Genomic DNA, 26,018 nt, shown 5'->3' on the forward strand with positions numbered 1-26,018 from the left:
CATGGTACGACTTTTTTTCGCACCCGCGAGCCGTGCATAGAGGCGGTGTTACACCGTAAGATGAGCCATTACCCTAAGCCTGCTGACTGGGAGCTGAGCATGGCCCCGCGCATCAAGACCCGAGAGCGCATCGTGCAGAACAGCCTGGAACTGTTCAACCAGCAGGGCGAGCGCAGCGTGAGCACCAACCACATCGCCGCGCACATGGAAATTTCACCCGGCAACCTGTATTACCACTTCCCCAACAAGCAGGCGATCATCGCCGTGTTGTTCAGCCAGTACGAAGAACTGGTGGACAGCTTCCTGCGCCCGCCGCAAGGGCGCGTGCCCACGGTCGAAGACAAGCGGTTCTACCTCAAGGCACTGCTCGCCGCGATGTGGAACTACCGCTTCCTGCACCGCGACCTGGAGCACCTGCTTGACAGCGACGCGGAGCTAGCCGCCCGTTACCGGCGCTTTTCCGAACGCTGCCTGCGCCAGGGCCAGGCGATCTATCGCGGCTTCGTCGAGGCTGGAATTCTGGCCATGGCACCTGCCCAGATAGAATCGTTGACCATCAATGCCTGGATCGTCCTGACCTCGTGGGTACGGTTTCTCAGTACCACGCGCGAGCATTGCGCTCATCTGGGTGAAGAAGCCTTCATGCGCGGCGTCTATCAGGTACTGGTGCTGGAACTCGGCTTCGTCACCGCCAACGCCCGCACTGCCGTAGACGCCCTGTGCCAGGAATTCCATGTTCCGTTCAACCAGGCTCTGGAGCAGTAGCCCAGGGCCTTCGTGCCATCGATCAGGAGATTGTCATGCCCCTTGCGCAATTGATCACCCCGCAGCAGCTGGCCGAGCGTCTGGACTCGCCCAAGTTGGTGATCCTCGATTGTCGTTTTGCTCTGGAGGATGTGGATTACGGCCAACGCAGCTATGCCGAGGGGCATATTGCCGGGGCGCATTTCGCCGACCTTGAGCGCGACCTGAGCGGGCCGGTCAGCAAGGGCAAGACCGGGCGTCATCCGCTACCCGATCCGCGCAAACTGGTGGACCGCCTGCGCGATTGGGGGCTGGACAACGACAGTGAGGTAGTGCTGTACGACGACGGCCCTGGCGCATTCGCCGCGCGTGCGTGGTGGTTGTTGGCCTGGCTGGGCAAGCGTAGCGGTGTGGCCATTCTCGATGGCGGTCTCAAGGCCTGGCACGCTGCGCACCTGCCGTTGAGCCTGGATGCGCCGGCTCGACGTGAAGGCTCATTCCAAGGTGAGCCAGACGCCAGGCTGCTGATCGATGGCGAACACCTGGCCAAGCAGTTGAGCAAGCCAGAGATGACGTTGATCGATGCGCGCGCCCTGCCGCGATTCCGTGGCGAGGTGGAGCCAATCGACCCGGTGGCCGGGCATATTCCAGGCGCTCAGTGCGCCGCATTCACCGACAACCTCGGCGCCGATGGGCGTTTCCTGCCGGCCGAACAGCTCGAACAGCGCTTTGCCGAGAAGCTCGCGGGGCGGGCGCCAGAGCAGTTGGTCGCCTATTGCGGATCGGGGGTAACGGCTTGCCATAACCTGTTCGCCCTGGCGTTGGCGGGGTATCCGCTGGGGAGGCTGTATGCCGGGTCGTGGAGCGAGTGGATCAACGATTCACGGCATCAAGTCGCCACCGGTGACTGAACCGACGATTCAGGCATCCTCCATCAGCCACTGCGGAATCCGCCGCTCCAAGTAGTACCCCGGATTTCGCAGGCTGCCCTCGACAAATCCCACGTGGCCGCCGCGCTCATGCAGTTCGAAGTGAGTCAGCGGCGCCAGTTCGCTGGCGGTGGGCAGGCTGTGTCCCGACACGAACGGGTCATCGGTGGAATGGATGATCAACGTCGGTGTGCGGTTCTGTCCGAGGTAATAGCGACTGGAGGCTCGGCGATAGTAATCATGCGCATCATTGAAGCCGTTCAGCGGAGCCGTTACCTTGCCGTCGAAATCCCAGAACGTACGCAACTTGCGCAACGGCCCAAGGCGGTCCAGCGCGGCAAGCCCTTCGTGGTGACCCTGGGCGCGGAAGTGGCGTTGTTTAACCGCTACGTAGGCCATCATCTCGCGCATGAAATGCGCCTGGTAGACCTTCGAGAAGCCCTGCCCGATGCGGTCGGCGCACTGGTCCAGACGAAACGGCACCGATACCGCCACCGCAGCCTGCAGTTGGCTGGCGCTGCCACTTTCACCCAGGTATTTGAGCAGCACATTGCCACCCAATGAGTAACCTACGGCGTACAGCGGCGCCGAAGGTCGCTGAGCGCGCAGGTGCGCGACCACTTCAGCCAGGTCTTCGCTGGCGCCGGAGTGGTAGCTGCGCGCCAGCAGGTTCGGTTCACCCGAGCAGCCACGCCAATTCACGGCGACGCTGGCCCAGCCACGCGCCTGCAGTGCCTGCTGCAGGCCTTTGACATAGGGCGAATGGGACGAGCCGGTCAGGCCGTGCAATACCAGCACCAGGGGCGCATCCGGCTGGTGTGGGCCATGCCAGTCGAGGTCGAGAAAATCGCCATCGGCCAACCACAGGCGCTCGCGATTGCGCTCGAGCGCCGGCAGCTTGCGCCACAGCGGGCCCCACAGGGTCTGCAGGTGGGGGTTGGATAACCCGGTAGCCGGGCGGAAGGGAGCGGTGGGGCTGGGCATGCTGGGCGACTCGTGATGTGCCTGCCTAGAGTGCCATGAAACACCACCGCTGTATCTGCGCTATTGGTCGATTGCCGGCAGCGCGTGCTGCTCGGCCTCGGGGCCCACGCTGACGGTCACTGCATGCAAGGGGGCCAGGCGCAGTTTGAGGGCCACGTGCGCCATTTCAGGTGTAACTGCCAGAACGCGAGCGCCATAACTGGAAAGGTTGTCCGCGGGTAACCCCTGTTCAGCCTGTGTGGCGATAAGCCGTGACAATGCATGATTGGTGGCCATGCTGCGCTGCACATCACCTAGCAACGCTTGCTTGACCAGATCGAGCTCAGCTTGGGTCGGGCCCTGGTCCACAAGGTCTCCAAGTACGTTGCGCACCAGCTGTCGAGAAACCTCTGCATATTTGGAAGCCACATCCCATTCGATGTAGAGAAATGAGCCTACGCTGGTGAACGCTGAACGAATCGCGTAGGTCAGGCCATGCTTGAGTCGCATTTCCTTGTACAGGCGTGAGTCATCGCCACCGCTCCCCAGCACATCGTTGGCCAGGACCATGGACAGGTAGTCGTCATCGGTCGGTTTTGCCCCCATGGGCAGCAGCATCATCAGGGTATGGCTGTTGCCGGCGTGCTTCACGGACAGGTCAGCGCGCTTGAAGGCCGGCAGCGGTGGCGGTTCGATGGCAAGCCAGCCTTGCGGCAGCGCTTTGCAGATACGCTGGGAAATCGCCTGGGCCGCTTTTGGCGAGAGGTCGCCAACCAGAGAAATCTCAAGGTTGTTGGCCGAGTACGCTTGTTGATGGAAAAGCCTGATGTCATCCGCATCGATTGCCGCGATACTTTCATCGGTGCCGCGCGTGGGTGAGCCGTAGGGGTGTCCGCCCAGGGCCTGGTCCAAGGCCGCGCCTCTGGCGCGTTGCCTGGGTGATGCCTGCAGTTGCTTGTTGGTTTCCAGAACCTGCACCTTGAGGGCGGCGAGTTCGACGGGTTTCAGTGCAGGCTGCGCGACCATGTCGATGATCAGGTCGATCGCCTGTTCAAGCACTTCGCCGGTCAGGCAGCGCAAGGTGATGGTGGCCCTGTCGTGGGTGATGCTCTTCCTGTACACCGCGCCTAACTGCTCTATGTGTTCGGCAAACTGCGCAGCGTCCAGGCTGCTCGTGCCTTCGTCGAGCATGAACAGCGTCAGCGCGGCAAGCCCAGGCTTGTCGCCATCGAGCCGGCTACCCGCGGCAAAGCTCAGTACAAGGTCGACCATTGGCAACTCATGCGCGGCGACGATTCTTGTCTGGGCACCTTCGTCGGTCTCCCAGCTGTGTACCTTTGGGGCCTTGAGGTCGATTTGTAGCAGGTCGAGATGCTGCAGCGACAGCAAGGGTTGCACGGTGTTTTCGACGACACGCTCACGGGGTACAGAGGGTGTTTTAGCCTCGTGCAGATAAGTGATCGTCAGCCGCTCGTGCGTCAGGTATCGATCTGCCGCTCTGCGAATATCTTCGGCGGTGATGCTTTCGATCCATTGGTCCTCGTCGTCGATCATCGCGGGGTCAAGGCCGCTCACCACATACAAGCCGATGGTATCGGCCTGTTTGGCAATATTGTCACGCGCGTAAACCCGCTGCGCCAGCAAACGGGTTTTGGCGCGCTTGAGTTCGGCCTCGGTGGGTGCGTTGTGGCGTAGTTGGTCTATCTGCTGCAAGACAGCGTGCGTTGCCGATTCCGCCGTGGCATTGGTGGGGTGGGAGTGGAGTACGAGCGTCAGCAGGCTGTGGCCCCGCTGCAAATAGCCATAGTCGGCCTTCACGGCCAGCAATCGCTCCTTACCTCGGACTTCGCGCAGGTACAAACGGGAGCTGCTGCCATTGGCCAGCAACTCGGGTATCAGGCGTAGCGCGTAGGCGAGGGGCAGGTCACCAGCAGTGGCCAAGCTTGGTGTATTGAAGGCCAGGATCGCCCCTGGCGGCAGGCCCGGCAAGGCGATGGTCTGGCTGCGATGCCTGCAGCGCTGGTCGGTGGCAGGCGCCCAGCGTTCGGGCAGGCTGGCAGCGGGTATCGATGCGAAATGGCGCTCGACCAATGGGCGCAGGGTTGCCATGTCGATTGCCCCAACGATCACCAGCGAGGCGTTGTTTGGCTGATACCAGTCGTCATACCAACTGCGCACATTGGCGATGTTCAGATGCTGCAGGTCTGACAGGTGGCCGATAGTGGGCGTTGCATAGGGGCTGTGGCTGTTGGCCAGAATCTCTGCACGCTCCAGGGCAAGGCCCATGGGCGAATTGTCGACGTGCAAGCGGCGCTCGGCCTTGACCACCTCCAGCTCCCTGGCAAAAGGTTGCTCGGCGAACGTAGCGGTTACCATGGCGTCGGCCATGATCTCCAGTACCACCTCCAGGCGGCTGGCGGGCAGGGTTACCGGGAAGCACGTTGCGTCTGCCATGGTAAATGCATTCGGGTTGCCCCCCAGTTGCGTCATGACCTTCGAATAGTCGCCAGGGGCGAGTTTGCGGCTGCCCTCGAACATCAGGTGCTCGACCAGATGGCAGAGGCCGGACTGACCGGTCGGCTCCTGGCTGGACCCGACGTGATACCAAAGTTGTGCGCTAACCAGCGAAGCCCGATGGTCTTCGCGCAGGTAGACGGTCAGGCCGTTGCCGAGGGTGAGCCGTTGCAGGGCTGCAGAAGGGGTAGTGGGCATGATCGAAAGCGCTCCGTTTGGCAGGTATCGGAGCAGCTTCGATCAAAGGGAGGCATCGCCTGCGCTATTTATGTCTGCAAGCGAGTGTGAGGGGTTGGTCAGCCCCGCTGCCAGAGCGCGTAGTGGACCTGGCCGGTCTTCTTCTCGCGGTGCAGGCGCCAGTTTTGCGGTAGCTGCAAGGTGGATGGCGCCGCTTCGCTTTCGGTGTAGATCCAGGCCTGGTCGCGCAGCCAATGGTTTTGCTCAAGCAGGTTGCAGGTATCGGCCAGCAGGTCCTGGTGGAACGGCGGGTCGAGGAACACGACGTCGAATTGCTGCTTGGCCGGGCCCTGCAGGTAGCGTAAAGCGTCGGTCTGGAGGATCTGCCCGCGCGGGCAACGCAGGATTTCCAGGTTGTTCTTCAGGTTGCTGATCGCTGCGGCATTGCTGTCCAGTGCCACTGCATCCTCGGCACCCCGGGACAGCGCTTCGAGCACCAGGGCGCCGCTGCCGGTGAAGGCGTCCAGGACCCGGGCGCCTTCGATGTAGGGTGCCAGCCAGTTGAACAGGGTTTCCCGCACACGGTCGGTGGTCGGCCGCAGGCCATCGCCTTCGGGCACCGCCAAGCGGCGGCTGCGCCACTCGCCGGCGATGATGCGCAGGTGTCCCTGGCCCTTGCTCTGGCCCTGCTGGGATCTAGTCATTAATGCTCCGGTACGCCAAGCGGCTGCTCGGCGGGTTTGTCAGTGGGTGCTGGCAGCGGTTTCTGCGGCACGCTCGGGCCGACAGTGACGATGACCAGTTTGTCCGCTGCCAAGTGCTTGTTCATCGCGGCCTTGACCTGTTCGACGCTCAGCGCCTGGGACTGCTGCATGAAGTCTTCCAGCCAGGTCAATGGCAGGTTGTAGAAGCCGATGGCGCCCAGCTGGCCGACGATGCTCGCATTGCTGGCGTTGGACAACGGGAAGCTGCCAGCCAGTTCGCGTTTGGCATCGTCCAGCTCTTGCTGAGTGGGGCCAGTCTTGAGGTAGTCGGCAAGAATGCTCTGAACCAGTTTGAGCGTGCCCTCGCTGAGTTCGGCACGGGTCTGCAGGTTGATCATGAACGGGCCACGTACCTGCATCGGGCTGAATACCGAGTATACGCCGTAGGTCAGGCCGCGTTTTTCCCGGACTTCACTCATCAGGCGGGTGCCAAAGGCGCCCCCACCGAGGATCTGGTTACCCAGCGACAGGGCTGGCCAGTCCGGGTCCTGGCGGTCGATACCCAGCTCGGCCAGCATCAGGTGGGTCTGCTTGGACGGGAAATCGATGTGCGTGACGCCCGCTTTCGGCTCGACCGGTTGGCTTGGCTTCGCCAGCGCCGCGCCTTTGGGCAGGGCGGCGGAGACTTGAGCGGCGACGGCCTCGGCCTCTGCGCGACTGAGGTCGCCAACCAGTGCGATCACCGCATTGCCGGCCGCATAGGCCTTGGCGTGGAAGGTGCGCAGCTGGTCCGCGGTGATTCCCGGGATGCTGTCGGCACTGCCATCACTGGGCTGGCCATAGGGGTGATCGCCGTAGAGTTTGGCGAACAGGGCCTTGCCGGCGATTTTGCCGGGGTTCTGCTTCTCGTATTCGAAACCGGCCAGCAGCTGGTTCTTGATGCGTTTCAGTGCATCCTCCGGGAAGGTCGGCTGGCCGGCCACTTCAGCGAACAGCTTGAGCGCCGGATCGCGCTTGTCCTTCGCGCTCAGGCTGCGCAACGAGGCCACGGCCATGTCACGGTAGGAGCCATTGCCGAAGTCCGCGCCGAGGCCCTCGAAGCCTTCTGCGATGGCCGTGACGTCCTTGCCGGCCACGCCCTCGTTGAGCATGGCGTTGGTCAGAGTGGCCAGGCCGGGGGTATTGCCGTCCTGGCTGCTGCCGGCGGCGAACGTCACGCGCAGGTCGAACATCGGCAGCTCGCGGGCTTCGACGAACAATACGCGCGCGCCTTCGGCGGTGGTCCAGTTCTGGATGTTCAGCTGGCGTCGGCTCGGCGCCTTGGTATCCAGGTCGGCCAGCGATTGCAAGGTGTTGGCCGGCCGGGCCGCAGTGCCATCGGCTTCGGAATGGGCTGGGCGGGCGAGGACGGCGGCCACGGCCACCACCAGCGCGATGAGGCCTGCGCCGATCAGGGTGTAGCGGGGTGCGCTGCGATCACTCATGAGCGGACTCCTCAGGCAGTACATGGGCAACGCTCAGGCGTTCGCGGGTGAAATAGGTGCGCGCGGCGTTCTGGATGTCGTCGGGGGTCACGCGCTTGAGCTCGTCCAGTTCGCTGTCGATCAGCTTCCAGGACAGGCCAACCGTTTCCAGCTGGCCGATGGTGGTGGCCTGGCTGCTGATGGAGTCGCGATCGTAGACCAGCCCGGCGATCACTTGGGCGCGTACACGCTCGAGTTCTTCGGCGCTGGGTGGGGTGGTCTTGAGTTCGTCGAGCAGTTGCCAGACGCCTTTCTCGACCTCGGCGAGGGTTTTCTGCTTCTGCACGTTCGGCGTGGCCGAGACCATGAACAGGCTGTCACCGCGGGTGAAGGCGTTGTAGCTGGACGAGGCGCCGGCCACCAGCTCCTGGCCACGTTCCAGGCGCGCTGGCAGACGAGCGCTGTAGCCGCCGTCGAGCAGGGCCGAAATCAGCCGCAGGGCGTGCACGGTGCGTGGGTCCTTGGCGGTGGCAAGGCCAGGTACGTTGAAACCGTAGATCAGGCTGGGCAGCTGGGTGCGCACGTGCAAGGTCAGCTTGCGCAGGCCAGGTTCGGCCAGTTCCAGTGGCAGCTTGGCCGGCGGTACGGCGCGTTTGGGGATGGGGCCGAAGTACTTCTGCGCCAGGCCTTTGACCTCATCGGCGGTGACATCGCCGACCACCACCAAGGTGGCGTTGTTCGGTGCATACCAGGACTCGTACCAGTGGCGCAGCTCTTCGACCTTCATGCGTTCGAGGTCGGCCATCCAGCCGATGGTCGGCGTGTGGTAGCCGCTGGCCGGGTAGGCCATGGCGCGGAACAGTTCCAAGGCCTTGGGGCCGGGCTGATCGTCGGTGCGCAGGCGGCGCTCTTCCTTGATCACTTCGATTTCGCGGCTGAACTCGTCGGCCGGCAGGCGCAGGCTGGCCAGGCGGTCGGCTTCAAGCTCCAGAGCCACCGGCAGGCGGTCGCGGGCCAGCTCCTGATAATAGGCGGTGTAGTCGTCGCTGGTGAAGGCGTTCTCTTCCGCGCCCAGATCGCGCAGGATGCGCGAGGCTTCGCCAGGGCCGAGTTTGGCGCTGCCCTTGAACATCATGTGCTCCAGAGCGTGGGAAAGCCCGGTCTGGCCCGGGGTCTCGTAGCTGGAGCCGACCTTGTACCAGATCTGCGAAACCACCACCGGCGCACGGTGGTCCTCGCGTACGACCACCTTCAAGCCGTTGTCGAGGATGAATTCGTGGGTGGGTTGCACATCGGCGGCAAAGGCCGCGAGCGGCAGGCACAGCGTGCCAAGCAACAGGCCAGCGGCGCGGCGGGCTAGAGCATTCATAAGGTGTTCAACCTGTTCTGCGGCCCGCTGGGTTTAGCGTCGGCGGGCCAGGAGGTGCTAGGATACTGATCCGGTTGCCTGGCGACCATGCCTGTCGCCGTTCTGGCCTGCAGGTCTACATGACAAAACATTGCGCATGAACCAGCCGGATTCAAAATAGTCTGTTCTGCGTTTAGAGAATTCCCGATGTGCCGCTGCTGGCCCATCGCTACCCTGAGATAGCCGTCTTCCATGTTTGGTTCCAACGACGACAAAAAAGCGCCGGCCGAGGCTGGCGAGAAAAAAGGCCTGTTCAGCTGGTTTCGCAAGAAGCCGCAGCAACCTGTCGCCGAACAGCCACAAGCCCCCGATGCGCAGGCTGCAGAGCCGGTAGCGCCGCCGCCCGCCGTCGAGCAGCCTGAGGCTGCTCCGGTCGAACCGGTGGTCGCCGAAGCTGCTGCACCTGCTGCTGAGGCCGCTCGGCCCGTTGACCACGTGCCTGAGCCCGACCCACTTCTTGAGCCCGCCCCGGTCCCTGTGGGAGCGAGCTTGCTCGCGAATGCGGAGCCGGCCGCCGCACAGGTCGATAGCCCTGCCCCGGTCGTCGAGCCGCCGGTCAGCAACCTGGTGCTGCCCGTTGCCGAAGAGCCTGTCGCCCTGGTCCCGGATCTGGAGCCAAAAGCCCCACCAGCGATTCCAGAGCGCCCGGCCCCAGAACCGATCCCCCCGGTGGTCGAAGCCCCAGTCGCGGTGCCAGCGCCTGTCGCGCCTGAGCCAGCCCCTGCCGCTGCCGCTGCCGCGCCCGCCGTCACTGAACAAGCCAAACCCGGCTTCTTCGCCCGCCTCAAGCAGGGCCTGTCGAAGACCAGCGCCAGCATCGGCGAAGGTATGGCCAGCCTGTTCATGGGCAAGAAGGTCATCGACGACGACCTGCTCGACGAGATCGAAACCCGCCTGCTGACCGCCGACGTCGGCGTGGAAGCGACCTCGACCATCGTCCAGAACCTGACCCAGAAGGTCGCCCGCAAACAGCTGGCCGACGCCGATGCCCTGTACAAGTCGCTGCAGGAAGAACTGGCCGCGCTGCTGCGCCCGGTCGAGCGTCCGCTGAAAATCGAGTCGCAGAACAAGCCTTACGTGATCCTCGTGGTCGGCGTGAACGGCGCCGGCAAGACCACCACCATCGGCAAGCTGGCCAAGAAGCTGCAGCTCGAGGGCAAGAAGGTCATGCTGGCCGCTGGCGACACCTTCCGCGCCGCCGCCGTCGAGCAGCTGCAGGTGTGGGGCGAGCGTAACCAGATCCCGGTGATCGCCCAGCACACCGGTGCCGACTCCGCCTCGGTGATCTTCGATGCCGTGCAGGCTGCCAAGGCCCGCGGCGCCGATGTGCTGATCGCCGATACCGCTGGTCGCCTGCACACCAAAGACAACCTGATGGAAGAGCTGAAAAAGGTTCGCCGGGTCATGGGCAAGCTCGACGTCGAGGCGCCGCACGAGGTGCTGCTGGTGCTCGATGCCGGTACCGGTCAGAACGCCATCAGCCAGGCCAAGTACTTCAACCAGAGCGTCGAGTTGACCGGCCTGGCCCTGACCAAGCTGGACGGCACCGCCAAGGGCGGGGTGATCTTCGCCCTGGCCAAGCAGTTCAACATCCCGATCCGCTTCATTGGTGTCGGCGAAGGTATCGACGACCTGCGCACCTTTGAAGCCGAGCCCTTCGTCAAAGCGCTGTTTGCCGAGCGAGAGCACCCATGATCCGATTCGAACAGGTTGCCAAGCGCTACCCCAACGGCCATGTCGGCTTGCATGAGCTGAGTTTCCGGGCGCGCCGGGGCGAATTCCTGTTCGTCACCGGCCATTCCGGCGCAGGCAAGAGCACCTTGCTGCGCCTGCTGCTGGCCATGGAGCGCCCGACCAGCGGCAAATTGATGCTGGCGGGGCAGGACCTCGGGCAGATTAGCACCGCGCAGATCCCGTTCCTGCGTCGGCAGATCGGTGTGGTGTTCCAGAACCACCAATTGCTGTTCGATCGTACCGTTTTCAACAATATTGCCCTGCCGCTGCAAATTCTCGGCCTGTCCAAGGCCGAGATCGGCAAACGTGTGGATTCGGCGCTGGAGCGTGTGTCGCTGGCCGACAAAGGCGAGCTGTTCCCGGCCGACCTGTCCACCGGCCAGCAACAGCGGGTCGGCATTGCCCGCGCCATCGTCCACCAGCCCGCCTTGCTGCTGGCCGACGAACCGACCGGTAACCTCGACCCGCGTCTGGCCGCGGAAATCATGGGTGTGTTCGAAGACATCAACCGCCTGGGCACCACAGTACTGATCGCCAGCCACGACTTGGCACTGATTGCGCGCATGCGCCATCGCATGCTGACGCTGCAGCGTGGCCGATTGATCGGTGATGGGGAGGCCGGGCAATGAGCACTACACCTACACGCAAGGTTTCCGAGCGCGTTGCGCCCAAAGCCCCTGACGCGGACCTGAAGAAAAAACCCGGCGGGCATGACGACGACGGCCCGGATTTCCGCACGCTGTTCAATGCCTGGCTGGAGAGCCACCGTGCCAGCCTGGCAGACAGCCTGCGCCGCTTGGGCAAGCAGCCGATTGGCAGCTTCTTCACCTGCCTGGTGATGGCCGTGGCCCTGAGCATGCCCATGGGCCTGTCGCTGCTGCTGAAGAATGTCGAGGTGCTAGGCGGCTCCTGGCAGCGTGCTGCGCAGATTTCGCTGTATTTGAAGCTCGATGCCGGCAGCAAGGAAGGCGAGGCGCTGCGCGAAGAGATCAAAGGCATGCCCGGCGTCGCCGATGCCCTTTACATCAGCCCGGGCCAGGCGCTCGAGGAGTTCCAGCAACAGTCCGGCCTGGGTGAGGCCCTGCGTGAGCTGCCCGATAATCCGCTGCCTGGCGTGGTGGTGGTGACACCCACCGAAGTCGACAAGCCAGCCCTGGAAGCATTGCGTCAGCGCCTGGCCGAATTGCCTCGAGTAGAGAATGCCCAGCTCGATCTGGTGTGGGTGGAGCGCCTGGCGGCGATCCTCAAGCTCGGCGATCGTTTCGTCTTTGGCCTGGCGGTCATGCTGATTTCTGCCTTGCTGTTAGTAATCGGTAACACAATTCGTCTACATATTGAAAACCGCCGTGTCGAGATCGAAGTGATCAAGCTGGTAGGCGGCACAGACAGCTATGTACGCCGGCCCTTCCTGTACATGGGGGCCTTGTACGGCCTGGGCGCGGGGTTGCTGGCATGGGGTATCCTGGCCTTCGGTCTGAACTGGCTGAACGAGGCCGTGGTAGGGCTGTCCGGGCTGTATGGCAGTGACTTCGCCCTGGGCGGGGTGCCAGCTTCCGATGGTCTGTCCCTCTTGATCGGGGCGGTACTGTTGGGGTATATCGGTGCATGGATCGCGGTCGCTCGCCACTTGAACGAGCTGGCGCCTCGATAGTTTTTCTGTGCCAGCATTGACAATTTTTCATTTTCGGAACTTGTACCTTGGTTCCAGGTCAATGTTGGCAGTGCCCACAAGGCACGAGTCTGGTAAGTCGGAGGTTCTTGAATGACCACATCGTTGCAACCTGCCTATGCCCTGGTACCCGGTGCGAACCTGGAAGCCTACGTGCACACGGTCAACAGCATTCCGCTGCTGACTGTCGAGCAGGAGCGTGATCTGGCCGAGCGTCTCTATTATGAGCAGGATCTTGAGGCCGCTCGGCAAATGGTGATGGCCCACCTGCGTTTCGTTGTGCATATCGCCCGCAGTTATGCAGGCTACGGCCTGGCCCAGGCCGACCTGATCCAGGAAGGCAACGTCGGCCTGATGAAGGCAGTCAAGCGCTTCAACCCGGAAATGGGTGTGCGCCTGGTTTCGTTCGCCGTGCACTGGATCAAGGCTGAAATCCACGAATTCATCCTGCGCAACTGGCGCATCGTCAAAGTGGCCACCACCAAGGCCCAGCGCAAGCTGTTCTTCAACCTGCGCAGCCAGAAGAAGCGTCTGGCCTGGTTGAACAACGACGAAGTACACCGCGTGGCGGAAAGCCTGGGTGTCGAGCCGCGTGAAGTGCGCGAGATGGAAAGCCGCCTGAGCGGGCAGGACATGGCGTTCGACCCGGCTGCCGAAGCGGACGATGACAGCGCCTTCCAGTCGCCTGCGCATTACCTGGAAGACCATCGCTACGACCCTGCCGTGCAACTTGAGGACGCCGACTGGAGCGACAACTCCACCAGCAACCTGCATGAAGCCCTGCAGGGCCTGGACGAGCGCAGCCGCGACATCCTTTACCAGCGCTGGTTGGCCGAGGAAAAAGCGACACTGCATGAGCTGGCGGACAAATACAGCGTCTCGGCCGAGCGTATTCGTCAGTTGGAGAAGAATGCGATGAACAAGGTCAAGGCGTTGATTGCAGCCTGATCGAGTTTGGATGCATTGAAAAAGCCGCTTGCCCTGAATGGGTGAGCGGCTTTTTTGTTTGTGCTGGCTTTCCGGCCCTCTTCGCGGGGCGTCCCGGCTTGCTCCGCGAAGAGGCCATCAAGGCCGACGCGAAGCATCCAGCTGCATCAGGTAGCTCGGCCCACCCAGCTGGCTCATCTGCCGGCGAATCCACCCCGCGCGGCTGGCCACATAGGCACTCGGCCGGCTGGCACTCCATTTGATCGGGCTGGGCAGCACTGCCGCCAACTGAGCGGCCTGCTGGCGGTTCAGGCGGCTGGCGTCGATGCCGAAGTGATAGCGCGCCGCAGCCTGGGCGCCAAACACGCCTTTGCCCCACTCGGCGCTGTTCAGATAGACCTCGAGGATCCGCTCCTTCGACCAGAACAGCTCGATCAGCGCGGTGAACCACGCCTCCAACCCCTTGCGCAACCAGCTGCGCCCCGACCACAGGAACAGGTTCTTGGCGACTTGCTGGGTGAGGGTGCTGGCGCCCCGAATGTTGCCACCGCGCTCGTTATACGCCAGCGCCGCCTGGATGGCCGGGATGTCGAAGCCCCAATGGTTGGCGAACTTCTGGTCCTCGCCAGCGATGACCGCGACCTTGAGCTCGTCGGAGATGTTCTCCCATGGCTCCCAGTCGCGCTGCAGGTCGATCGGCTCGCCACTGAACCACGACTGCACCTTGCGCTCGGCCATCAACGCCGTGCCGGGCGGCGGCACCCAGCGGAACACCAGCACCACGACGATGCTGCCGGCAGCGAACCAGAGCAGGGCGCGGGCGAGGCGACGGATAAGGGATGACAGCATGGCGATGGCTTGGCCGGACCGTTGGAACGGGCCATTATACAGACCCGATACAAGGAGTCGTCCCATGCTTCGCAGCTTCCTGATGCTCGCCGCGTTTTTCGGCTTCACCGGTGTCGCCCTCGGCGCCTTCGCCGCCCACGGGCTGAAAAACCGCCTCAGCGCCGATTACCTGGCGATCTTTCATACCGGCGTGACCTATCAGCTGGTGCATGCCCTGGCGATTTTCGGCGTGGCGCTGCTCGCCGCTCACCTGCCAGGGCGCCTGGTGGGCTGGGCCGGCGGTCTGTTCGCCCTGGGCATCGTTTTGTTCTCCGGTAGCCTGTACCTGCTGACCCTGAGCGGGTTGGGCAAGCTCGGCATCATCACCCCCATCGGCGGCCTGTGTTTCCTTACCGGGTGGCTGTGCCTGGGCCTGGCAGCCTGGCGCCTGGGCTGACCAAGCGGTCCACTATCGCGACTAATGGCGTGCACCGGCCTTGGGTTAAAGCGTTGATCAGCGCTAGAATGCGGGCCCGAAAAGCACAATGGTGGCCGTGCGCATGCGCATTCAACTGAACGGTGAGCCTTACGAATTGCCCGCTGGCGAAAGCGTCGCGGCCCTGCTGACCCGCCTGGAACTGACCGGGCGCCGGGTGGCGGTGGAACTCAACCTGGATATCGTGCCGCGCAGCCAGCACGACAGCACTCAGCTGAACGACGGCGACCAGGTCGAAGTGGTTCACGCCATCGGTGGCGGCTGATTTCGGCCCGGCGATTCACCTGCAAGCCTTGCAACCTTTTCCCGAGGAACTTTGATGAGCAACGTTCGTAGCGACAAGCCCTTTATCCTGGCCGGGCGTACCTTCCAGTCGCGCCTGCTGGTCGGCACTGGCAAGTACCGTGACATGGAGGAAACCCGCCTGGCCACAGAGGCCTCGGGTGCCGAGATCGTCACCGTCGCCGTGCGCCGCACCAACCTTGGCCAGAATGCGGGCGAGCCGAACCTGCTCGACGTGCTGTCGCCAGACAAGTACACCATCCTGCCGAACACCGCCGGCTGCTTTGACGCGGTGGAAGCGGTGCGCACCTGCCGCCTGGCGCGCGAACTGCTCGACGGTCGCAAGTCCCACGAAGAAAGAACGCTGGTCAAGCTGGAAGTCCTCGCCGACCAGAAGACCCTGTTCCCGAACGTGATCGAAACCCTCAAGGCCGCTGAAGTGCTGGTCAAGGACGGTTTCGACGTAATGGTCTACACCAGCGACGATCCGATCATCGCCCGTCAGCTGGCCGAAGCCGGCTGTATCGCGGTCATGCCGCTGGCTGGCCTGATCGGCACCGGCCTGGGTATCTGCAACCCGTACAACCTGCAGATCATCCTGGAAGAATCCAAGGTGCCGGTGCTGGTCGATGCCGGCGTGGGTACCGCTTCCGACGCCACCATCGCCATGGAAATGGGCTGTGAAGCCGTGCTGATGAACTCGGCCATCGCCCACGCCCAGCAGCCTGTGCTGATGGCCGAAGCCATGAAACACGCAATTCTCGCCGGGCGCATGGCCTACCTCGCCGGGCGCATGCCGAAGAAACTGTATGCCAGCGCCTCTTCGCCGCTGGATGGTCTGATCAAGTAAGAGCCCCTGATGACTGAATCGCACGATACGCCGAGCACCACCGACGGCGAAGCCCGCCCACACCGCCGCATCAAGAGTTTCGTGATGCGCGCCGGGCGCATGACCGAAGGCCAGCAGCGTGGCTTGGACCAGGGTGGCCCGCTGTACATCCTGCCGCTGGCCGACAGCCCGGTGGACTACGACCAGGTGTTCGGCCGCTCGGCGCCGCGCACCCTGGAGATCGGCTTCGGCATGGGCCATTCCCTGCTGGAAATGGCCGCTGCCGCCCCTGAGCAGGATTTCATCGGTGTCGAAGTGCACCGTCCGGGTGTCGGTGCGCTGCTCAACGGCGTGCTGACCCAGGGCCTGAAGAACCTGCGGGTGTACGACTGCGACGCCATTGAAGTGCTCAACCGCTGCGTAGCCGACAACAGCCTCGACCGCTTGATGCTGTTCTTCCCTGACCCATGGCACAAGGCGCGTCACCACAAGCGCCGCATCGTGCAGTTGGAGTTTGCCGAGCTGGTACGGCGCAAGCTGAAACCAGGTGGCGTGTTCCACATGGCGACCGACTGGGAGCCGTATGCCGAGTACATGCTGGAAGTGATGAGTGCTGCGCCGGGGTATCGCAACCGTGCTGAAGACGGTACCTATGTGCCGCGCCCGGAAGAACGCCCGATCACCAAGTTCGAACGCCGCGGCGAGCGGTTGGGGCATGGGGTGTGGGATTTGAAGTTCGAGAAGGTGGATTGATTGGCTGTCTGAGCCCATCGCAGTAGTGAGGCCTGCAAGTTGTGCAGGCAAAAAAAACCGCCTTGAGAAAGGCGGTTTTTTTGTTGAGGCGATAAGGCTGAGAACCTTTCGCTTCGGACTTTCACTGAAAGATCCACACGTAAAAAGATCATAAGCACCATCAGGTGAAGCGTCAACGTTCCGAAACATGTGGCATTACGTGTGTCAGCGCTGTTAACAGTCTCAACGCGGCGATCACAGTATCATTGCGCCGCTCACGTGTGGAACTGTGCAGTGATGGGGGTGGGTAGGTGAAAAATTCTGCTTTCCGGCCCCTTCGACATGGCTTGAGAACCGTGCCGGTGGCTGTATTCGAAGGGCCATTAGCCCGGCCACTTCACTGAAAGATTCACACGATTTTTCGAAGGCATCGAAGTACCGGTTAGATGCTGGAAGATTGGCCCGCCAACACGGAGGCCAAGGCATATGAAGCGTTTGCTTGATGCGCTGAGCCGCGTCTGGAAGCTCATCCGGATCTTGTTTGTACTCAAGTCCGCGAGAGACTTCATGCGTGATCACTTCGACGACTCCCTCTAAGGGATAGCCGAGTGGTAAAGCTGCCCTGGTTTTCCGGGGCAGCTTTTAGCAATCTCATCCCCGCCGATCGGCCACCACGCCAATCAACACCAGCACCACCAACAACACCGGCGCCAACGCATAGTTGTTGAACTGCCCCAGCCCCTTCACCACCCATGGCGTGGCATAGATCAGCGCCGCACCACTGCCGATCATCACCAGCAGGGCCATGAACGGCACCCGCAGCGCACCCGCCAAGCCACCAAGACGTTGCTCGACCCAACCCTTGATATCGGTGCCAAACAACACTAGCAGGCAACCTACCAGGGCCAGGGAAATCTCAGACAGGTTGCTACGGCTCCAGCGGGAAACCGTCGCCAGCAGATCGAGTACCAGATCCATGGGTCATCCTTAGGTCAAGAAATACTGCAGCAGGTCATTGAGGAACAATTGGCCGCGTGGCGTAGCCACCAGTCGATCCGGTTCGACCTGCAAAAGGCCTTTTTGTTCGGCAGCGCGCCTTGCCTCGGCCAGTTGCGTCAGTGGCAGGCCGGTACGTTGGCTGAACAGCTCGGCTTCCACGCCATCGGTAAGGCGCAACGCATTCATCAGGAATTCGAACGGCAGCTCTTCGACCGGCAGCAGCTTCTCGCCCGCCTTGAACGGCTTGGCCAGGTTCAGGTAGTCCTTGGGCAGCCGGGTTTTCCAGGTGCGCAGAATGCGGCCATCGGCAAAGGTCAGCTTGCCGTGGGCGCCGGCACCGATGCCGATGAAATCACCAAAGCGCCAGTAGTTGAGGTTGTGCCTGGCGGCGCGGTCAGTCTGGGCATAGGCCGACACTTCGTATTGCCTGAAGCCGTTCGCGGCCATCAGCGCCTGGCCGGCCTCCTGGATGTCCCAGAGGATGTCGTCTTCAGGCAGCTCCGGCGGCTGGTTCCAGAACACCGTGTTCGGCTCCACGGTCAGCTGGTACCAGGACAGGTGTGTCGGCCCCAGGTCGATGGCCTGGCGCAGGTCGGCCAGCGCGTCGTCAAGCGATTGGTCGGGCAGGCCGTGCATCAGGTCCATGTTGAAGTTGTCGAAGCCGGCCGCACGCGCCATGCCGGCGGCGCGAATCGCCTCGTCACCGTTGTGGATGCGGCCCAGTGCTTCGAGCTTTGCCGGCTGGAAGCTCTGCACACCGATCGACAGGCGATTGATGCCCGTTTGCCGATAAGCCTTGAACTTGTCCTGCTCGAACGTTCCGGGGTTGGCTTCGAGGGTGATCTCGATATCCGGGGCAAACGCAATGCGCTGCTCCACACCACGAAGTAGCCTGCCGAGCGCATTGGCGCTGAACAGGCTGGGGGTGCCTCCGCCGAAGAAGATCGACGAAATAGGCCGGCCCTGCACCGCGGCCAGCTCCTGGTCGAGGTCGGTCAGCAGGGCATCGACGTAGGCTTCTTCCGGCAGCTCAGGACCGGCAGCGTGGGAGTTGAAGTCACAATAAGGGCACTTGCGCACGCACCACGGAATGTGGATATACAGCGCCAGCGGCGGCAGGCTGGTGAGCTTCACCGCGCTGGTTTCGGACAACGTGGCGATCATGCCAGGCCCAGACGTTGACGCAGCAAGGCCATGGCGCGGGCGCGGTGGCTGAGCTGGTTCTTATCCACAGGGGCGAGGTCGGCACTGGAGCAGCTGCGCTCAGGCACCCAGAACAGTGGGTCGTAGCCGAAACCATGCTCGCCACTGGCCGCGAACAGGATGCGCCCGTGCCACAGGCCTTCACAGAGGATCGGCAGCGGATCGTCGGCATGGCGCACCAGTGCAAGAACGCAGACGAACTGCGCGCCGCGCTGGTCTTCCGGTACGTCCTTCAACGCTTCGAGCAGCTTGGCGTTGTTCGCCGCATCGCCCTTGCCGTCGGCATAACGCGCCGAGTAGATGCCCGGCGCGCCGCCGAGGAAGTCCACCGCCAGGCCAGAATCGTCGGCCAGCGCCGGCAGGCCGGAAATACGCGCGGCGTTGCGCGCCTTGAGGATGGCGTTCTCGACGAACGACAGGCCGGTTTCTTCTGGCTCTACCTGGCTGAACTCACCGATCGAGCGCAGTTGCACGGACTCGCCGAGCATGGCCTGGAGTTCCTTGAGTTTGCCGGCGTTGTGGCTGGCCAATACGAGTTGCTGAAGATTCATCATTCGCCTGGGAACACTTCCTGGTTGAAGCTGAGTTTATGGCTGACCCCGCCGGTTTCGACATTCAGGTCGAAGGTCAGTGTCTCGGCCTGTTCGATCTTGAATTGGGCGATGTAGTACACCGCCCCTTGGTCGGTAATCTGCTTGAACGACAGCGGGTTGCTGCGCCCGGTGAGGTCCTGCACCGTGCCGCTGACCACCGCCATGGCCGGTTTGCCGGCCTTGAGCACGGCAACGTTGAGCACCCCCTGGTTCTTGCTGCGGGTCAGCCCAGTCGCGGCAGCGATGTTCGGTTGCAACAGGCTCGAGGTGAAGGCGCTGTAGTGCACCGTCACGTCGCCGAAAACCTCCTTGCGCTCGGGCTTGGCGGCATCGGCAGCCAGTACCGGCAGGGCCAGGCACAGGCTGAACAGGAACAGGGCTAGGCGACGCATGGTGCGATCCTCTGCTGGGCGTCAGACCGCCAGTTGGTGCTCCGCAAGGCCTGGGCTGCTGACGCGATAAATGCCGATTTCACCTAGAAGATTAGGCCAAAGCCGGCCGCCCCACCCATTGCGGTGCAAGTGGTCGACGGCCAGGCGGTCGAGCACCTTGGCGCGGCGTTCGTGGCACAGCTCCTCGAAGTCGGCAAAGGTGCAGAAGTGAATGTTCGGCGTGTTGTACCAGGTATACGGCATGAAGTCCGAAACCGGCATGCGGCCTTTGGTCGCCAGGTACCAACGGCAGCGCCAGTGGCCGAAATTGGGGAAGGTGATGATGCACTGGCGGCCCACCCGCAGCATCTCGTCGAGGATGCGGTCGGGGTACTCCACGGCCTGCAGGGCCTGGGTCATGATCACCACATCGAAGCTGTTGCTGGCGAAGTTGCCCAGGCCTTTGTCGAGGTCTTGCTCGATGACATTGACGCCTTTGGCCACACAGGCGGCGATGTTGTCGGCGTCGATCTCCAGGCCGTAGCCGGTGACTTGCTTGCGATCACGCAGCGAAGCCAGCAGCTCGCCGCTGCCGCAGCCCAGGTCGAGGACCCGGCTGCCGGCGGGAATCCAGTCGTGGATGATTTCCAGATCGGCTCTCATGCTGTCCTCAGATGGCGATGCGGTTCATGTAGTTCGCGAAAGCCTGCATGTAGCGAGGCGTGGGGATCAGGAAGGCATCGTGCCCATAGGGCGAGTCGATCTCCAGGTAACAGACGTTCTTGCGTGCGGCCATCAGGGCATCGACGATTTCGCGCGAGCGGGCCGGCGAGAAGCGCCAGTCGGTGGTGAACGACATGATGCAGTAGTCCGCCGTGACGTCGGCCAGGGTCGCAGCCAGGTCGCCGCCATTGGCCGCGGCCGGGTCGAAGTAGTCCAGCGCCTTGGTCATCAGCAGGTAGGTGTTGGCGTCGAAGCGGCCGGAGAACTCCTCGCCCTGGTAGCGCAGGTAGCTCTCGACCTGGAATTCGACGCTGTGGAAGTCGTAGTTGAGCTTGTCGCTCTTGAGCTCGCGGCCGAATTTCTCGCCCATCGAGTCGTCGGACAGGTAGGTGATATGCCCGACCATGCGCGCCAGCATCAGGCCGCGCTTGGGGATGACGCCCTGGTCCTGGAACGAGCCGCCGTGGAACTCGGGGTCGGTGAGGATCGCCTGGCGCGCCACTTCGTTGAAGGCGATGTTCTGCGCCGAGAGCTTGGGGGCCGAGGCGATGTCGACGCAATGGCGCACGCGGTCCGGGTAGGTCATGGTCCATTGCAGCGCCTGCATGCCGCCGAGGCTGCCGCCGACGATGGCGGCCCACTGGCCGATGCCCAGCCGATCAGCCAGGCGTGCCTGGCTGTGCACCCAGTCAACCACGGTCAAAACCGGGAAATCGGCGCCATAGGGCTTGCCGGTGGCCGGGTTGACGCTGCTGGGGCCAGTGCTGCCGTTGCAGCCGCCGAGGTTGTTCAGGCTGACCACGAAGAAGCGGTTGGTATCGATCGGCTTGCCTGGGCCGATGCAGCTGTCCCACCAGCCGGGCTTGCGGTCGGTGGTGGCATGGTAGCCGGCAGCATGGTGATGGCCAGACAGGGCATGGCAGATCAGCACGGCATTGCTCGCGCTGGCGTTCAGGGTGCCATAGGTCTCGTAGACCAGCTCGTAGCTGGCCAGCGAGCGGCCGCAGGCCAGGGCCAGCGGTTCATCGAATTGGGCGGTTTGCGGTGTAACCAGACCGACGGAATCTTCGGGAAGGACAGTGGACATCGACCCTGCTCACGCTTGACGGAGGCGTAAGTCTAAAGAGCGCTACCCCCAGCGGCAAGCAAAGGCTTGCCGCCAGGCGCATGCGGGGTCAGATCATGCGGAACAGTTCTTGCGGCATGCCAGCGTAGGCGGCCAGCGGAGGCATGACGAACGACTGGATCACCTGGATCGCCAGGAAGGCGAAGATCGGCGAAATGTCCATGCCGCCCAGGTTCGGCACGATGCGGCGGAAGGGCGCCAGTACCGGTTCGCTGATCTGGTAGGCCAGTTCGGCCGCCGGGTTGTGGCTGTTCGGCGCGACCCACGAAACGATCACCATGACGATCATCGCTACCCAGAAGATCTTCAGGAACAGTGCGGTGATGCCAATGATCGCCCACATCAGCAGGTGCAAGACATCACCGAAGGTGCCATAAGTGACCATCAGCACGAAGCCCATCAGCAGCGCCTGGATGACCACCGCCAGCAGCAGCGACGAGGTATCCAGACCGCCGACGCTGGGAATGATGCGGCGGATCGGCTTGAGCAGTGGCTGGGTGGCGCGTACTGCGAACTGGCACAGCGGATTGTAGAAGTTGGCTTTCACCAGCTGCAGCACGAAGCGCAGCAGGACGATCACCAGGTACAGGCTGACCAGGGTTTGCACCACGAAGATCGTGGCGCCGGACAGTGCATTCATCTGGAACTCCTTATTTGCCCAATTGCTCGGCCAGCTCGGCGGAACGCGTCGCCGCTGCTGCCAGTGCTTTCTCGACGATGGCTTCGAAGCCGCTGGCCTGGAACGACTTGATCGCCGCTTCGGTGGTGCCGGCCGGGGAGGTCACGCGGCGACGCAGCTCGGCGGCATCGACATCGCTGGCCACGGCCATGTGCGCGGCGCCCAGTGCGGTCTGCAGGGTCAGCTGCGAAGCGGTCTCGCGTGGCAGGCCCAGTTTCTCACCGGCGGCGGTCATGGCTTCGATCAACAGGAAGAAGTACGCAGGGCCGCTGCCGGAAACGGCGGTGACGGCATCGAGCTGTTGCTCCTGCTCCAACCACAGCGCGGTGCCGACAGCCGACAGCAGCTGCTCGGCCTGCTCGCGCTGGGTGCGGGACACTTCTGCAGTGGCATACAGGCCGCTGACGCCCTGGCGCAGCAGTGCCGGGGTGTTGGGCATGCAGCGCACCACTGGGCGAGCGCCAAGCCAGGCCTGCAGGCTGGCACAGGTGATGCCAGCGGCGATGGAGACGATCAGTTGGCCATCCTGCAGATTCGGCTGCAGGGCCTCGCAGACGGCCTTCATCACCTGCGGCTTGACTGCCAGGACGATCACGTCGGCCTCGGCAATGGCCTGGGCGTTGTCTTCGAACACCTCGATACCGTGCTCGGCCTGGACCCGTGCTCGGGTTTCGGCGCCTGGATCGCTGGCGCGAATCTGCGTGGCGTCCAGGCCCTGGGCGCGCAGGCCGCCGATCAGGCTGGCAGCCATGTTGCCGGCGCCGATGAAGGCAATACGTGTCTTGCTCATGTCAGGTCCTTGAGGGAAAGAGTGAGTAAAGCATGGATTCAGACGGGCCCGTAGTTGCGGGCGCCGAACAGGGCGGTGCCGATACGTACCCAGGTCGCGCCTTGCGCAATCGCGGCTTCCAGGTCGTGGCTCATGCCCATGGACAAGGTGTCCAAACCAAGATTCAGGCCCTCCTGCAACTGGCGCAGGGTGGCGAAGGCGGCCTCTTGTTCAGCGCGATCTTCGCTGGGTTCCGGGATCGCCATCAGCCCACGCAGGCGCAGGTTGGGCAGCGCCGCCACGGCATGGGCCAGCGCGGGCAGGTCGGCTGGGGCACAGCCTGACTTGCTGTCCTCGCCGCTGACATTCACCTGCAGGCAGATGTTCAGTGGGGGCAGGCCTTGGGGGCGCTGCTCGGACAAGCGTTGGGCGATTTTCAGGCGGTCCACGGAATGCACCCAGTCGAAATGCTCGGCAATGGCTTTGGTCTTGTTCGACTGAATGGGGCCGATGAAGTGCCAGATCAAGGGCAGGTCGCGCAGTTCGTCCTGTTTGCCCAGGGCTTCCTGCAGGTAGTTCTCGCCGACATCGCATACGCCTGCGGCATGGATTTCACGGATGGCACTGGCTGGTTTGGTCTTGCTTACCGCCAGCAGCTGAACGCTGGCCGGATCGCGTCCGACGGCTTGGGCCGCACTGTGGATGCGGGCGGCGAGGGCGGAAAGGTTGTCTGCTATGGTGGACATGGATCGATGCCGTCGGCTCTGGGGTCTGCGGCATTCTACCTGCTTGATGGCTATTGGGGAGTCTCATGGACGTGACCGACCTGTTGGCCCGGGCCAGTGATGCAGGAGCGAGTGACCTGCACCTGGCCGCGGGCGATATACCGATGCTGCGCGTGGATGGCGAGTTGCGCCGCATGGACCTGCCGAGCGTGGTGCCGGCCGCATTGACCGAATGCCTGGCGCCGCTGCTTGATGACGGTCAGCGCCAGCAGTGGGCGCTGGGGGACGAGCAGGATCTGGCGTTGGAGCTGCCGTCGCTTGGCCGCTTTCGACTGAATCTGTTTCGTCAGTTGAATGGCCCGGCAGCAAGCTTGCGCTTGATCCCGAAACGTATCGCGACACTTGATGAACTCGACCTCGAAGAAGTGTTTCGAGCTGTTGCGCAGTGCACAGATGGCCTGATTCTGGTCGGCGGACCGACCGGCAGTGGCAAGTCCAGCACCTTGGCGACGTTGATCGACCAGCTTAATCGGCAGCGATCTGCGCACATCATCACGCTTGAAGACCCTGTTGAAGTTATCCACAAAAGCCAGCGTAGCCTGATCAACCAGCGCGAGATCGGTCGGCATTGCCGCGACTTTGCTCAAGGGTTACGCAGTGCCCTTCGCCAAGACCCGGATGTGATCATGATTGGCGAATTACGTGATCTTGAGACGATTCGCCTGGCGTTGCGGGCGGCGGAAACCGGGCATCTGGTGCTGGCGACGGTGCACACCCGCTCGGCTGCGGGCAGCATTGACCGGCTGGTGGAAGTGTTTGCCGCGGAGGAAAAGCCAGTGGTGCGGGCGATGTTGGCGGAGTCGCTGCGCATGGTGGTGGTACAGGTGCTGGTCAAGCGGGTGGACGGCGGGCGGGTGGCGGCGAGGGAGGTGCTGATGGCGACGCCTGCGGTGCGTAATTTGATTCGCGAGGGGCGGATGGCGCAGTTGTGTTCGGTGATGCAGACCGGGGCAGCGGAAGGGATGCGGACGATGGAGGGGGCACTGCGGGGTTTGCGGGATAAGGGGCTGATCGGGCCTGTGTAATGCTGTCGCCGGCCTGTGGGAGCGGGCTTGCCCCGCGAATCAGGGCAGAGCCCTGGCCATTCACATGGCTGACTGGGCTGGCCTCTTCGCGGGGCAAGCCCGCTCCCACAGGCCTGTGTGGTCAGCGCTTGGCCAGGGCCAGTTGCTGCTGTTCCTTAGGTAATACCCGCTTGGCTACAACATAGTGTTTTTGCCAATAAGGCTTGCTCAGGTTGTCGATGCTCACCCGCTTGCCGCGGCGCGGCGCATGGATGAAGCGGTCGTTGCCCAGGTAGATGGCAACGTGGTTGACCCGGCGGCTCTTGATGTTGAAGAAAATCAAATCGCCTGGCTTGAGGTCGCTTTTGGCTACCTTCACGCCGTGGCCCTGGGCCATGGCATTGGAGGTGCGCGGCAGGTCGACATCGGCCACGTCGTTGAACGCGTATTTGACCAGCCCGCTGCAGTCGAAGCCTTTTTTCGGGCTGCTACCGCCCCAAACATAAGGAGTACCGAGCACATTGACGGCACGGCTGAGCACATCGCTGCTCTGCTTCGGCGACATGGCCGCGACAGGCAGGTTGTGAGCCTTGGCCGAGTTGCTGGAGCGAGCGCGCAGCGTGCTGTGCTTGCTGGGCGCGCGTTTCACCGTGGCATTGGTGGTGTAGCCGGTGAAACCATTTGGAAGACGTTGCTCACGGTTGGTGGCGTGGGCGGCCAGGGGCAATAATAGGCAGAGGGTCAGCCATGTCTTGAACAAAGGCGGCATAGATGAAGCTCTTGTGAAGTTTTGATTTTGGTTTTGAGTGTTGGCGCGCAACTTTATAACAGCTTTTTGATCAATTTTTGATCCGTTGGTCGATTGTCATGTTGCCGTACGTCGGCCTGCCACGCAAAAGTCACATTTGTTTTTAGAAAATTTTTGGATAAGCCACAGGGGCTACGAATGAACAGTTATGAACAGGGTGCACCGATTCACGACACCCACAGCAAGGTCATCGGCTATCTGCTGTGGATTTTCGGCTTCACCGGGTCGCACCGTTTTTACTACGGCAAGCCGATCACCGGCACCATCTGGTTCTTCACCCTGGGGCTGCTCGGCATCGGCTGGCTGATCGACCTGTTCCTGATCCCGGCGATGGACAGGGAGGCTGATTTGCGCTTTCAGTCAGGGCGCATCGACTACAACATCGCCTGGATCCTGCTGACCTTCCTCGGCATCTTTGGCGTACACCGCCTGTATCAGGGCAAGTGGATCACCGCGATCATCTACTTCTTCACCGGTGGGCTGTTTCTGGTCGGCGTGCTGTACGACTTCTGGACGCTGAACGGGCAGGTGTCGGAAGCCAACGCCCGGCGCCGTTAAG

28 protein-coding genes are annotated in these 26,018 nt (G+C 62.8%); 12 read left to right on the forward strand and 16 right to left on the reverse strand.

From position 1 onward, the window contains the following. Positions 1–99 precede the first annotated feature (99 nt). Positions 100–765, forward strand: a complete 666-nt coding sequence (locus ACIPZF_RS05615) for a TetR/AcrR family transcriptional regulator (RefSeq protein ID WP_400797108.1) — start codon at positions 100–102, stop codon at positions 763–765. 35 nt (positions 766–800) lie between these two features. Further along, positions 801–1,655 carry a sulfurtransferase gene (locus ACIPZF_RS05620; protein ID WP_400796247.1) on the forward strand — a complete coding sequence of 285 codons (855 nt, stop codon included), beginning with the start codon at positions 801–803 and terminating at the stop codon, positions 1,653–1,655. A gap of 9 nt (positions 1,656–1,664) precedes the next feature. On the opposite strand, the gene ACIPZF_RS05625 is transcribed toward ACIPZF_RS05620, so the two are convergent. From ACIPZF_RS05625 to ACIPZF_RS05645, 5 genes are all read right to left on the reverse strand, one after another. Further along, positions 1,665–2,657: a hydrolase gene (locus ACIPZF_RS05625; protein ID WP_400796250.1), complete on the reverse strand. Its 993-nt coding sequence runs from the start codon at positions 2,655–2,657 to the stop codon at positions 1,665–1,667. Between the two features lie 60 nt (positions 2,658–2,717). Beyond that, positions 2,718–5,348, reverse strand: a complete 2,631-nt coding sequence (locus ACIPZF_RS05630; RefSeq protein ID WP_400796252.1) for a M16 family metallopeptidase — start codon at positions 5,346–5,348, stop codon at positions 2,718–2,720. A 98-nt stretch (positions 5,349–5,446) separates the two neighbouring features. Then, positions 5,447–6,031, reverse strand: a complete 585-nt coding sequence (gene rsmD, locus ACIPZF_RS05635) for a 16S rRNA (guanine(966)-N(2))-methyltransferase RsmD (protein ID WP_400796255.1) — start codon at positions 6,029–6,031, stop codon at positions 5,447–5,449. Further along, a complete protein-coding gene (locus ACIPZF_RS05640) occupies positions 6,031–7,515 on the reverse strand; it encodes a M16 family metallopeptidase (RefSeq protein WP_400796258.1) in 1,485 nt (494 codons plus the stop codon). The genes rsmD and ACIPZF_RS05640 overlap by 1 nt, the downstream gene beginning before the upstream one ends. Beyond that, a complete protein-coding gene (locus tag ACIPZF_RS05645) occupies positions 7,508–8,863 on the reverse strand; it encodes a M16 family metallopeptidase (protein WP_400796261.1) in 1,356 nt (451 codons plus the stop codon). The genes ACIPZF_RS05640 and ACIPZF_RS05645 overlap by 8 nt, the downstream gene beginning before the upstream one ends. 231 nt (positions 8,864–9,094) lie before the next feature. On the opposite strand from ACIPZF_RS05645, the gene ftsY reads away from it, so the two are divergent. From ftsY to rpoH, 4 genes are all read left to right on the forward strand, one after another. Beyond that, complete coding sequence (gene ftsY, locus ACIPZF_RS05650; protein WP_400796263.1) at positions 9,095–10,597, forward strand: signal recognition particle-docking protein FtsY; 1,503 nt, start codon at positions 9,095–9,097, stop codon at positions 10,595–10,597. After that, positions 10,594–11,265 (forward strand): cell division ATP-binding protein FtsE, encoded by a 672-nt coding sequence (gene ftsE / locus ACIPZF_RS05655; RefSeq protein WP_400796266.1) that lies wholly within the window; start codon positions 10,594–10,596, stop codon positions 11,263–11,265. The genes ftsY and ftsE overlap by 4 nt, the downstream gene beginning before the upstream one ends. Beyond that, the gene (ftsX, locus tag ACIPZF_RS05660; protein ID WP_400796269.1) at positions 11,262–12,287 is read left to right on the forward strand and encodes a permease-like cell division protein FtsX; all 1,026 of its coding nucleotides are present in this window, start codon (positions 11,262–11,264) and stop codon (positions 12,285–12,287) included. The genes ftsE and ftsX overlap by 4 nt, the downstream gene beginning before the upstream one ends. A gap of 111 nt (positions 12,288–12,398) precedes the next feature. After that, on the forward strand, positions 12,399–13,253 hold the full coding sequence (gene rpoH, locus ACIPZF_RS05665; protein WP_012312302.1) for an RNA polymerase sigma factor RpoH: 855 nt from the start codon (positions 12,399–12,401) through the stop codon (positions 13,251–13,253). Between the two features lie 117 nt (positions 13,254–13,370). Here the strand turns inward: rpoH and mtgA are convergent, their stop codons facing one another. Next, complete coding sequence (gene mtgA, locus ACIPZF_RS05670) at positions 13,371–14,081, reverse strand: monofunctional biosynthetic peptidoglycan transglycosylase (RefSeq protein WP_400797110.1); 711 nt, start codon at positions 14,079–14,081, stop codon at positions 13,371–13,373. A gap of 64 nt (positions 14,082–14,145) precedes the next feature. On the opposite strand from mtgA, the gene ACIPZF_RS05675 reads away from it, so the two are divergent. The 4 genes from ACIPZF_RS05675 (at position 14,146) to trmB (ending at position 16,420) form a co-directional block, all read left to right on the forward strand. Beyond that, positions 14,146–14,517, forward strand: coding sequence for a DUF423 domain-containing protein (locus ACIPZF_RS05675; RefSeq protein WP_400796272.1), 372 nt, complete (start codon positions 14,146–14,148; stop codon positions 14,515–14,517). A gap of 103 nt (positions 14,518–14,620) precedes the next feature. Then, a complete protein-coding gene (thiS, locus tag ACIPZF_RS05680; RefSeq protein WP_012312305.1) occupies positions 14,621–14,821 on the forward strand; it encodes a sulfur carrier protein ThiS in 201 nt (66 codons plus the stop codon). A 54-nt stretch (positions 14,822–14,875) separates the two neighbouring features. Further along, positions 14,876–15,688 (forward strand): thiazole synthase, encoded by an 813-nt coding sequence (locus ACIPZF_RS05685; RefSeq protein ID WP_400796275.1) that lies wholly within the window; start codon positions 14,876–14,878, stop codon positions 15,686–15,688. Positions 15,689–15,697: 9 nt separating this feature from the next. Continuing rightward, positions 15,698–16,420: a tRNA (guanosine(46)-N7)-methyltransferase TrmB gene (gene trmB / locus ACIPZF_RS05690; RefSeq protein ID WP_400796278.1), complete on the forward strand. Its 723-nt coding sequence runs from the start codon at positions 15,698–15,700 to the stop codon at positions 16,418–16,420. A 630-nt stretch (positions 16,421–17,050) separates the two neighbouring features. On the opposite strand, the gene ACIPZF_RS05695 is transcribed toward trmB, so the two are convergent. The 9 genes from ACIPZF_RS05695 to ACIPZF_RS05735 all read right to left on the reverse strand — a co-directional run bounded on the left by ACIPZF_RS05695 (position 17,051) and on the right by ACIPZF_RS05735 (position 23,608). Then, positions 17,051–17,377, reverse strand: a complete 327-nt coding sequence (locus ACIPZF_RS05695) for a DUF3392 family protein (RefSeq protein WP_023378203.1) — start codon at positions 17,375–17,377, stop codon at positions 17,051–17,053. A gap of 9 nt (positions 17,378–17,386) precedes the next feature. After that, a complete protein-coding gene (gene hemW, locus ACIPZF_RS05700) occupies positions 17,387–18,562 on the reverse strand; it encodes a radical SAM family heme chaperone HemW (protein WP_400796282.1) in 1,176 nt (391 codons plus the stop codon). Then, positions 18,559–19,155 (reverse strand): RdgB/HAM1 family non-canonical purine NTP pyrophosphatase, encoded by a 597-nt coding sequence (gene rdgB / locus ACIPZF_RS05705; protein ID WP_400796285.1) that lies wholly within the window; start codon positions 19,153–19,155, stop codon positions 18,559–18,561. Before rdgB ends, hemW begins: the two co-directional genes overlap by 4 nt. Beyond that, complete coding sequence (locus tag ACIPZF_RS05710) at positions 19,152–19,586, reverse strand: DUF4426 domain-containing protein (protein WP_400796288.1); 435 nt, start codon at positions 19,584–19,586, stop codon at positions 19,152–19,154. The genes rdgB and ACIPZF_RS05710 overlap by 4 nt, the downstream gene beginning before the upstream one ends. Before the next feature lie 21 nt (positions 19,587–19,607). After that, positions 19,608–20,228: a methionine biosynthesis protein MetW gene (metW, locus tag ACIPZF_RS05715; protein ID WP_400796290.1), complete on the reverse strand. Its 621-nt coding sequence runs from the start codon at positions 20,226–20,228 to the stop codon at positions 19,608–19,610. Positions 20,229–20,235: 7 nt separating this feature from the next. Beyond that, the gene (locus tag ACIPZF_RS05720) at positions 20,236–21,375 is read right to left on the reverse strand and encodes a homoserine O-acetyltransferase (protein ID WP_400796293.1); all 1,140 of its coding nucleotides are present in this window, start codon (positions 21,373–21,375) and stop codon (positions 20,236–20,238) included. Positions 21,376–21,463: 88 nt separating this feature from the next. After that, complete coding sequence (locus ACIPZF_RS05725; RefSeq protein ID WP_400796296.1) at positions 21,464–22,054, reverse strand: YggT family protein; 591 nt, start codon at positions 22,052–22,054, stop codon at positions 21,464–21,466. Between the two features lie 10 nt (positions 22,055–22,064). Beyond that, positions 22,065–22,883 carry a pyrroline-5-carboxylate reductase gene (proC, locus tag ACIPZF_RS05730; protein WP_400796299.1) on the reverse strand — a complete coding sequence of 273 codons (819 nt, stop codon included), beginning with the start codon at positions 22,881–22,883 and terminating at the stop codon, positions 22,065–22,067. A gap of 38 nt (positions 22,884–22,921) precedes the next feature. Next, positions 22,922–23,608 carry a YggS family pyridoxal phosphate-dependent enzyme gene (locus tag ACIPZF_RS05735; protein WP_400796302.1) on the reverse strand — a complete coding sequence of 229 codons (687 nt, stop codon included), beginning with the start codon at positions 23,606–23,608 and terminating at the stop codon, positions 22,922–22,924. A 65-nt stretch (positions 23,609–23,673) separates the two neighbouring features. On the opposite strand from ACIPZF_RS05735, the gene ACIPZF_RS05740 reads away from it, so the two are divergent. Further along, positions 23,674–24,672: a type IV pilus twitching motility protein PilT gene (locus ACIPZF_RS05740; RefSeq protein WP_400796304.1), complete on the forward strand. Its 999-nt coding sequence runs from the start codon at positions 23,674–23,676 to the stop codon at positions 24,670–24,672. Between the two features lie 121 nt (positions 24,673–24,793). Here ACIPZF_RS05740 and ACIPZF_RS05745 read toward each other — a convergent pair whose 3' ends face one another. Beyond that, positions 24,794–25,420, reverse strand: coding sequence for a C40 family peptidase (locus tag ACIPZF_RS05745; protein ID WP_400796307.1), 627 nt, complete (start codon positions 25,418–25,420; stop codon positions 24,794–24,796). Positions 25,421–25,597: 177 nt separating this feature from the next. Between ACIPZF_RS05745 and ACIPZF_RS05750 the strand changes: the two genes are divergently transcribed. Next, positions 25,598–26,017, forward strand: a complete 420-nt coding sequence (locus tag ACIPZF_RS05750) for a TM2 domain-containing protein (RefSeq protein WP_400796309.1) — start codon at positions 25,598–25,600, stop codon at positions 26,015–26,017. Position 26,018: the final 1 nt, after the last annotated feature.

Origin of the sequence: Pseudomonas sp. NPDC089752 (assembly GCF_044748725.1) — a bacterium.
In the GTDB taxonomy this organism is placed as follows: Bacteria; Pseudomonadota; Gammaproteobacteria; order Pseudomonadales; family Pseudomonadaceae; genus Aquipseudomonas.

Excerpts from the sequence above, each read along its gene's own strand:
- ACIPZF_RS05615 (WP_400797108.1), top strand. The coding sequence starts at position 100 with ATGGCCCCGCGCATCAAGACCCGAGAGCGCATCGTGCAGAACAGCCTG.
- ACIPZF_RS05620 (WP_400796247.1), top strand. The coding sequence starts at position 801 with ATGCCCCTTGCGCAATTGATCACCCCGCAGCAGCTGGCCGAGCGTCTG.
- ACIPZF_RS05625 (WP_400796250.1), bottom strand. The coding sequence starts at position 2,657 with ATGCCCAGCCCCACCGCTCCCTTCCGCCCGGCTACCGGGTTATCCAAC.
- ACIPZF_RS05630 (WP_400796252.1), bottom strand. The coding sequence starts at position 5,348 with ATGCCCACTACCCCTTCTGCAGCCCTGCAACGGCTCACCCTCGGCAAC.
- rsmD (WP_400796255.1), bottom strand. The coding sequence starts at position 6,031 with ATGACTAGATCCCAGCAGGGCCAGAGCAAGGGCCAGGGACACCTGCGC.
- ACIPZF_RS05640 (WP_400796258.1), bottom strand. The coding sequence starts at position 7,515 with ATGAGTGATCGCAGCGCACCCCGCTACACCCTGATCGGCGCAGGCCTC.
- ACIPZF_RS05645 (WP_400796261.1), bottom strand. The coding sequence starts at position 8,863 with ATGAATGCTCTAGCCCGCCGCGCCGCTGGCCTGTTGCTTGGCACGCTG.
- ftsY (WP_400796263.1), top strand. The coding sequence starts at position 9,095 with ATGTTTGGTTCCAACGACGACAAAAAAGCGCCGGCCGAGGCTGGCGAG.
- ftsE (WP_400796266.1), top strand. The coding sequence starts at position 10,594 with ATGATCCGATTCGAACAGGTTGCCAAGCGCTACCCCAACGGCCATGTC.
- ftsX (WP_400796269.1), top strand. The coding sequence starts at position 11,262 with ATGAGCACTACACCTACACGCAAGGTTTCCGAGCGCGTTGCGCCCAAA.
- rpoH (WP_012312302.1), top strand. The coding sequence starts at position 12,399 with ATGACCACATCGTTGCAACCTGCCTATGCCCTGGTACCCGGTGCGAAC.
- mtgA (WP_400797110.1), bottom strand. The coding sequence starts at position 14,081 with ATGCTGTCATCCCTTATCCGTCGCCTCGCCCGCGCCCTGCTCTGGTTC.
- ACIPZF_RS05675 (WP_400796272.1), top strand. The coding sequence starts at position 14,146 with ATGCTTCGCAGCTTCCTGATGCTCGCCGCGTTTTTCGGCTTCACCGGT.
- thiS (WP_012312305.1), top strand. The coding sequence starts at position 14,621 with ATGCGCATTCAACTGAACGGTGAGCCTTACGAATTGCCCGCTGGCGAA.
- ACIPZF_RS05685 (WP_400796275.1), top strand. The coding sequence starts at position 14,876 with ATGAGCAACGTTCGTAGCGACAAGCCCTTTATCCTGGCCGGGCGTACC.
- trmB (WP_400796278.1), top strand. The coding sequence starts at position 15,698 with ATGACTGAATCGCACGATACGCCGAGCACCACCGACGGCGAAGCCCGC.
- ACIPZF_RS05695 (WP_023378203.1), bottom strand. The coding sequence starts at position 17,377 with ATGGATCTGGTACTCGATCTGCTGGCGACGGTTTCCCGCTGGAGCCGT.
- hemW (WP_400796282.1), bottom strand. The coding sequence starts at position 18,562 with ATGATCGCCACGTTGTCCGAAACCAGCGCGGTGAAGCTCACCAGCCTG.
- rdgB (WP_400796285.1), bottom strand. The coding sequence starts at position 19,155 with ATGATGAATCTTCAGCAACTCGTATTGGCCAGCCACAACGCCGGCAAA.
- ACIPZF_RS05710 (WP_400796288.1), bottom strand. The coding sequence starts at position 19,586 with ATGCGTCGCCTAGCCCTGTTCCTGTTCAGCCTGTGCCTGGCCCTGCCG.
- metW (WP_400796290.1), bottom strand. The coding sequence starts at position 20,228 with ATGAGAGCCGATCTGGAAATCATCCACGACTGGATTCCCGCCGGCAGC.
- ACIPZF_RS05720 (WP_400796293.1), bottom strand. The coding sequence starts at position 21,375 with ATGTCCACTGTCCTTCCCGAAGATTCCGTCGGTCTGGTTACACCGCAA.
- ACIPZF_RS05725 (WP_400796296.1), bottom strand. The coding sequence starts at position 22,054 with ATGAATGCACTGTCCGGCGCCACGATCTTCGTGGTGCAAACCCTGGTC.
- proC (WP_400796299.1), bottom strand. The coding sequence starts at position 22,883 with ATGAGCAAGACACGTATTGCCTTCATCGGCGCCGGCAACATGGCTGCC.
- ACIPZF_RS05735 (WP_400796302.1), bottom strand. The coding sequence starts at position 23,608 with ATGTCCACCATAGCAGACAACCTTTCCGCCCTCGCCGCCCGCATCCAC.
- ACIPZF_RS05740 (WP_400796304.1), top strand. The coding sequence starts at position 23,674 with ATGGACGTGACCGACCTGTTGGCCCGGGCCAGTGATGCAGGAGCGAGT.
- ACIPZF_RS05745 (WP_400796307.1), bottom strand. The coding sequence starts at position 25,420 with ATGCCGCCTTTGTTCAAGACATGGCTGACCCTCTGCCTATTATTGCCC.
- ACIPZF_RS05750 (WP_400796309.1), top strand. The coding sequence starts at position 25,598 with ATGAACAGTTATGAACAGGGTGCACCGATTCACGACACCCACAGCAAG.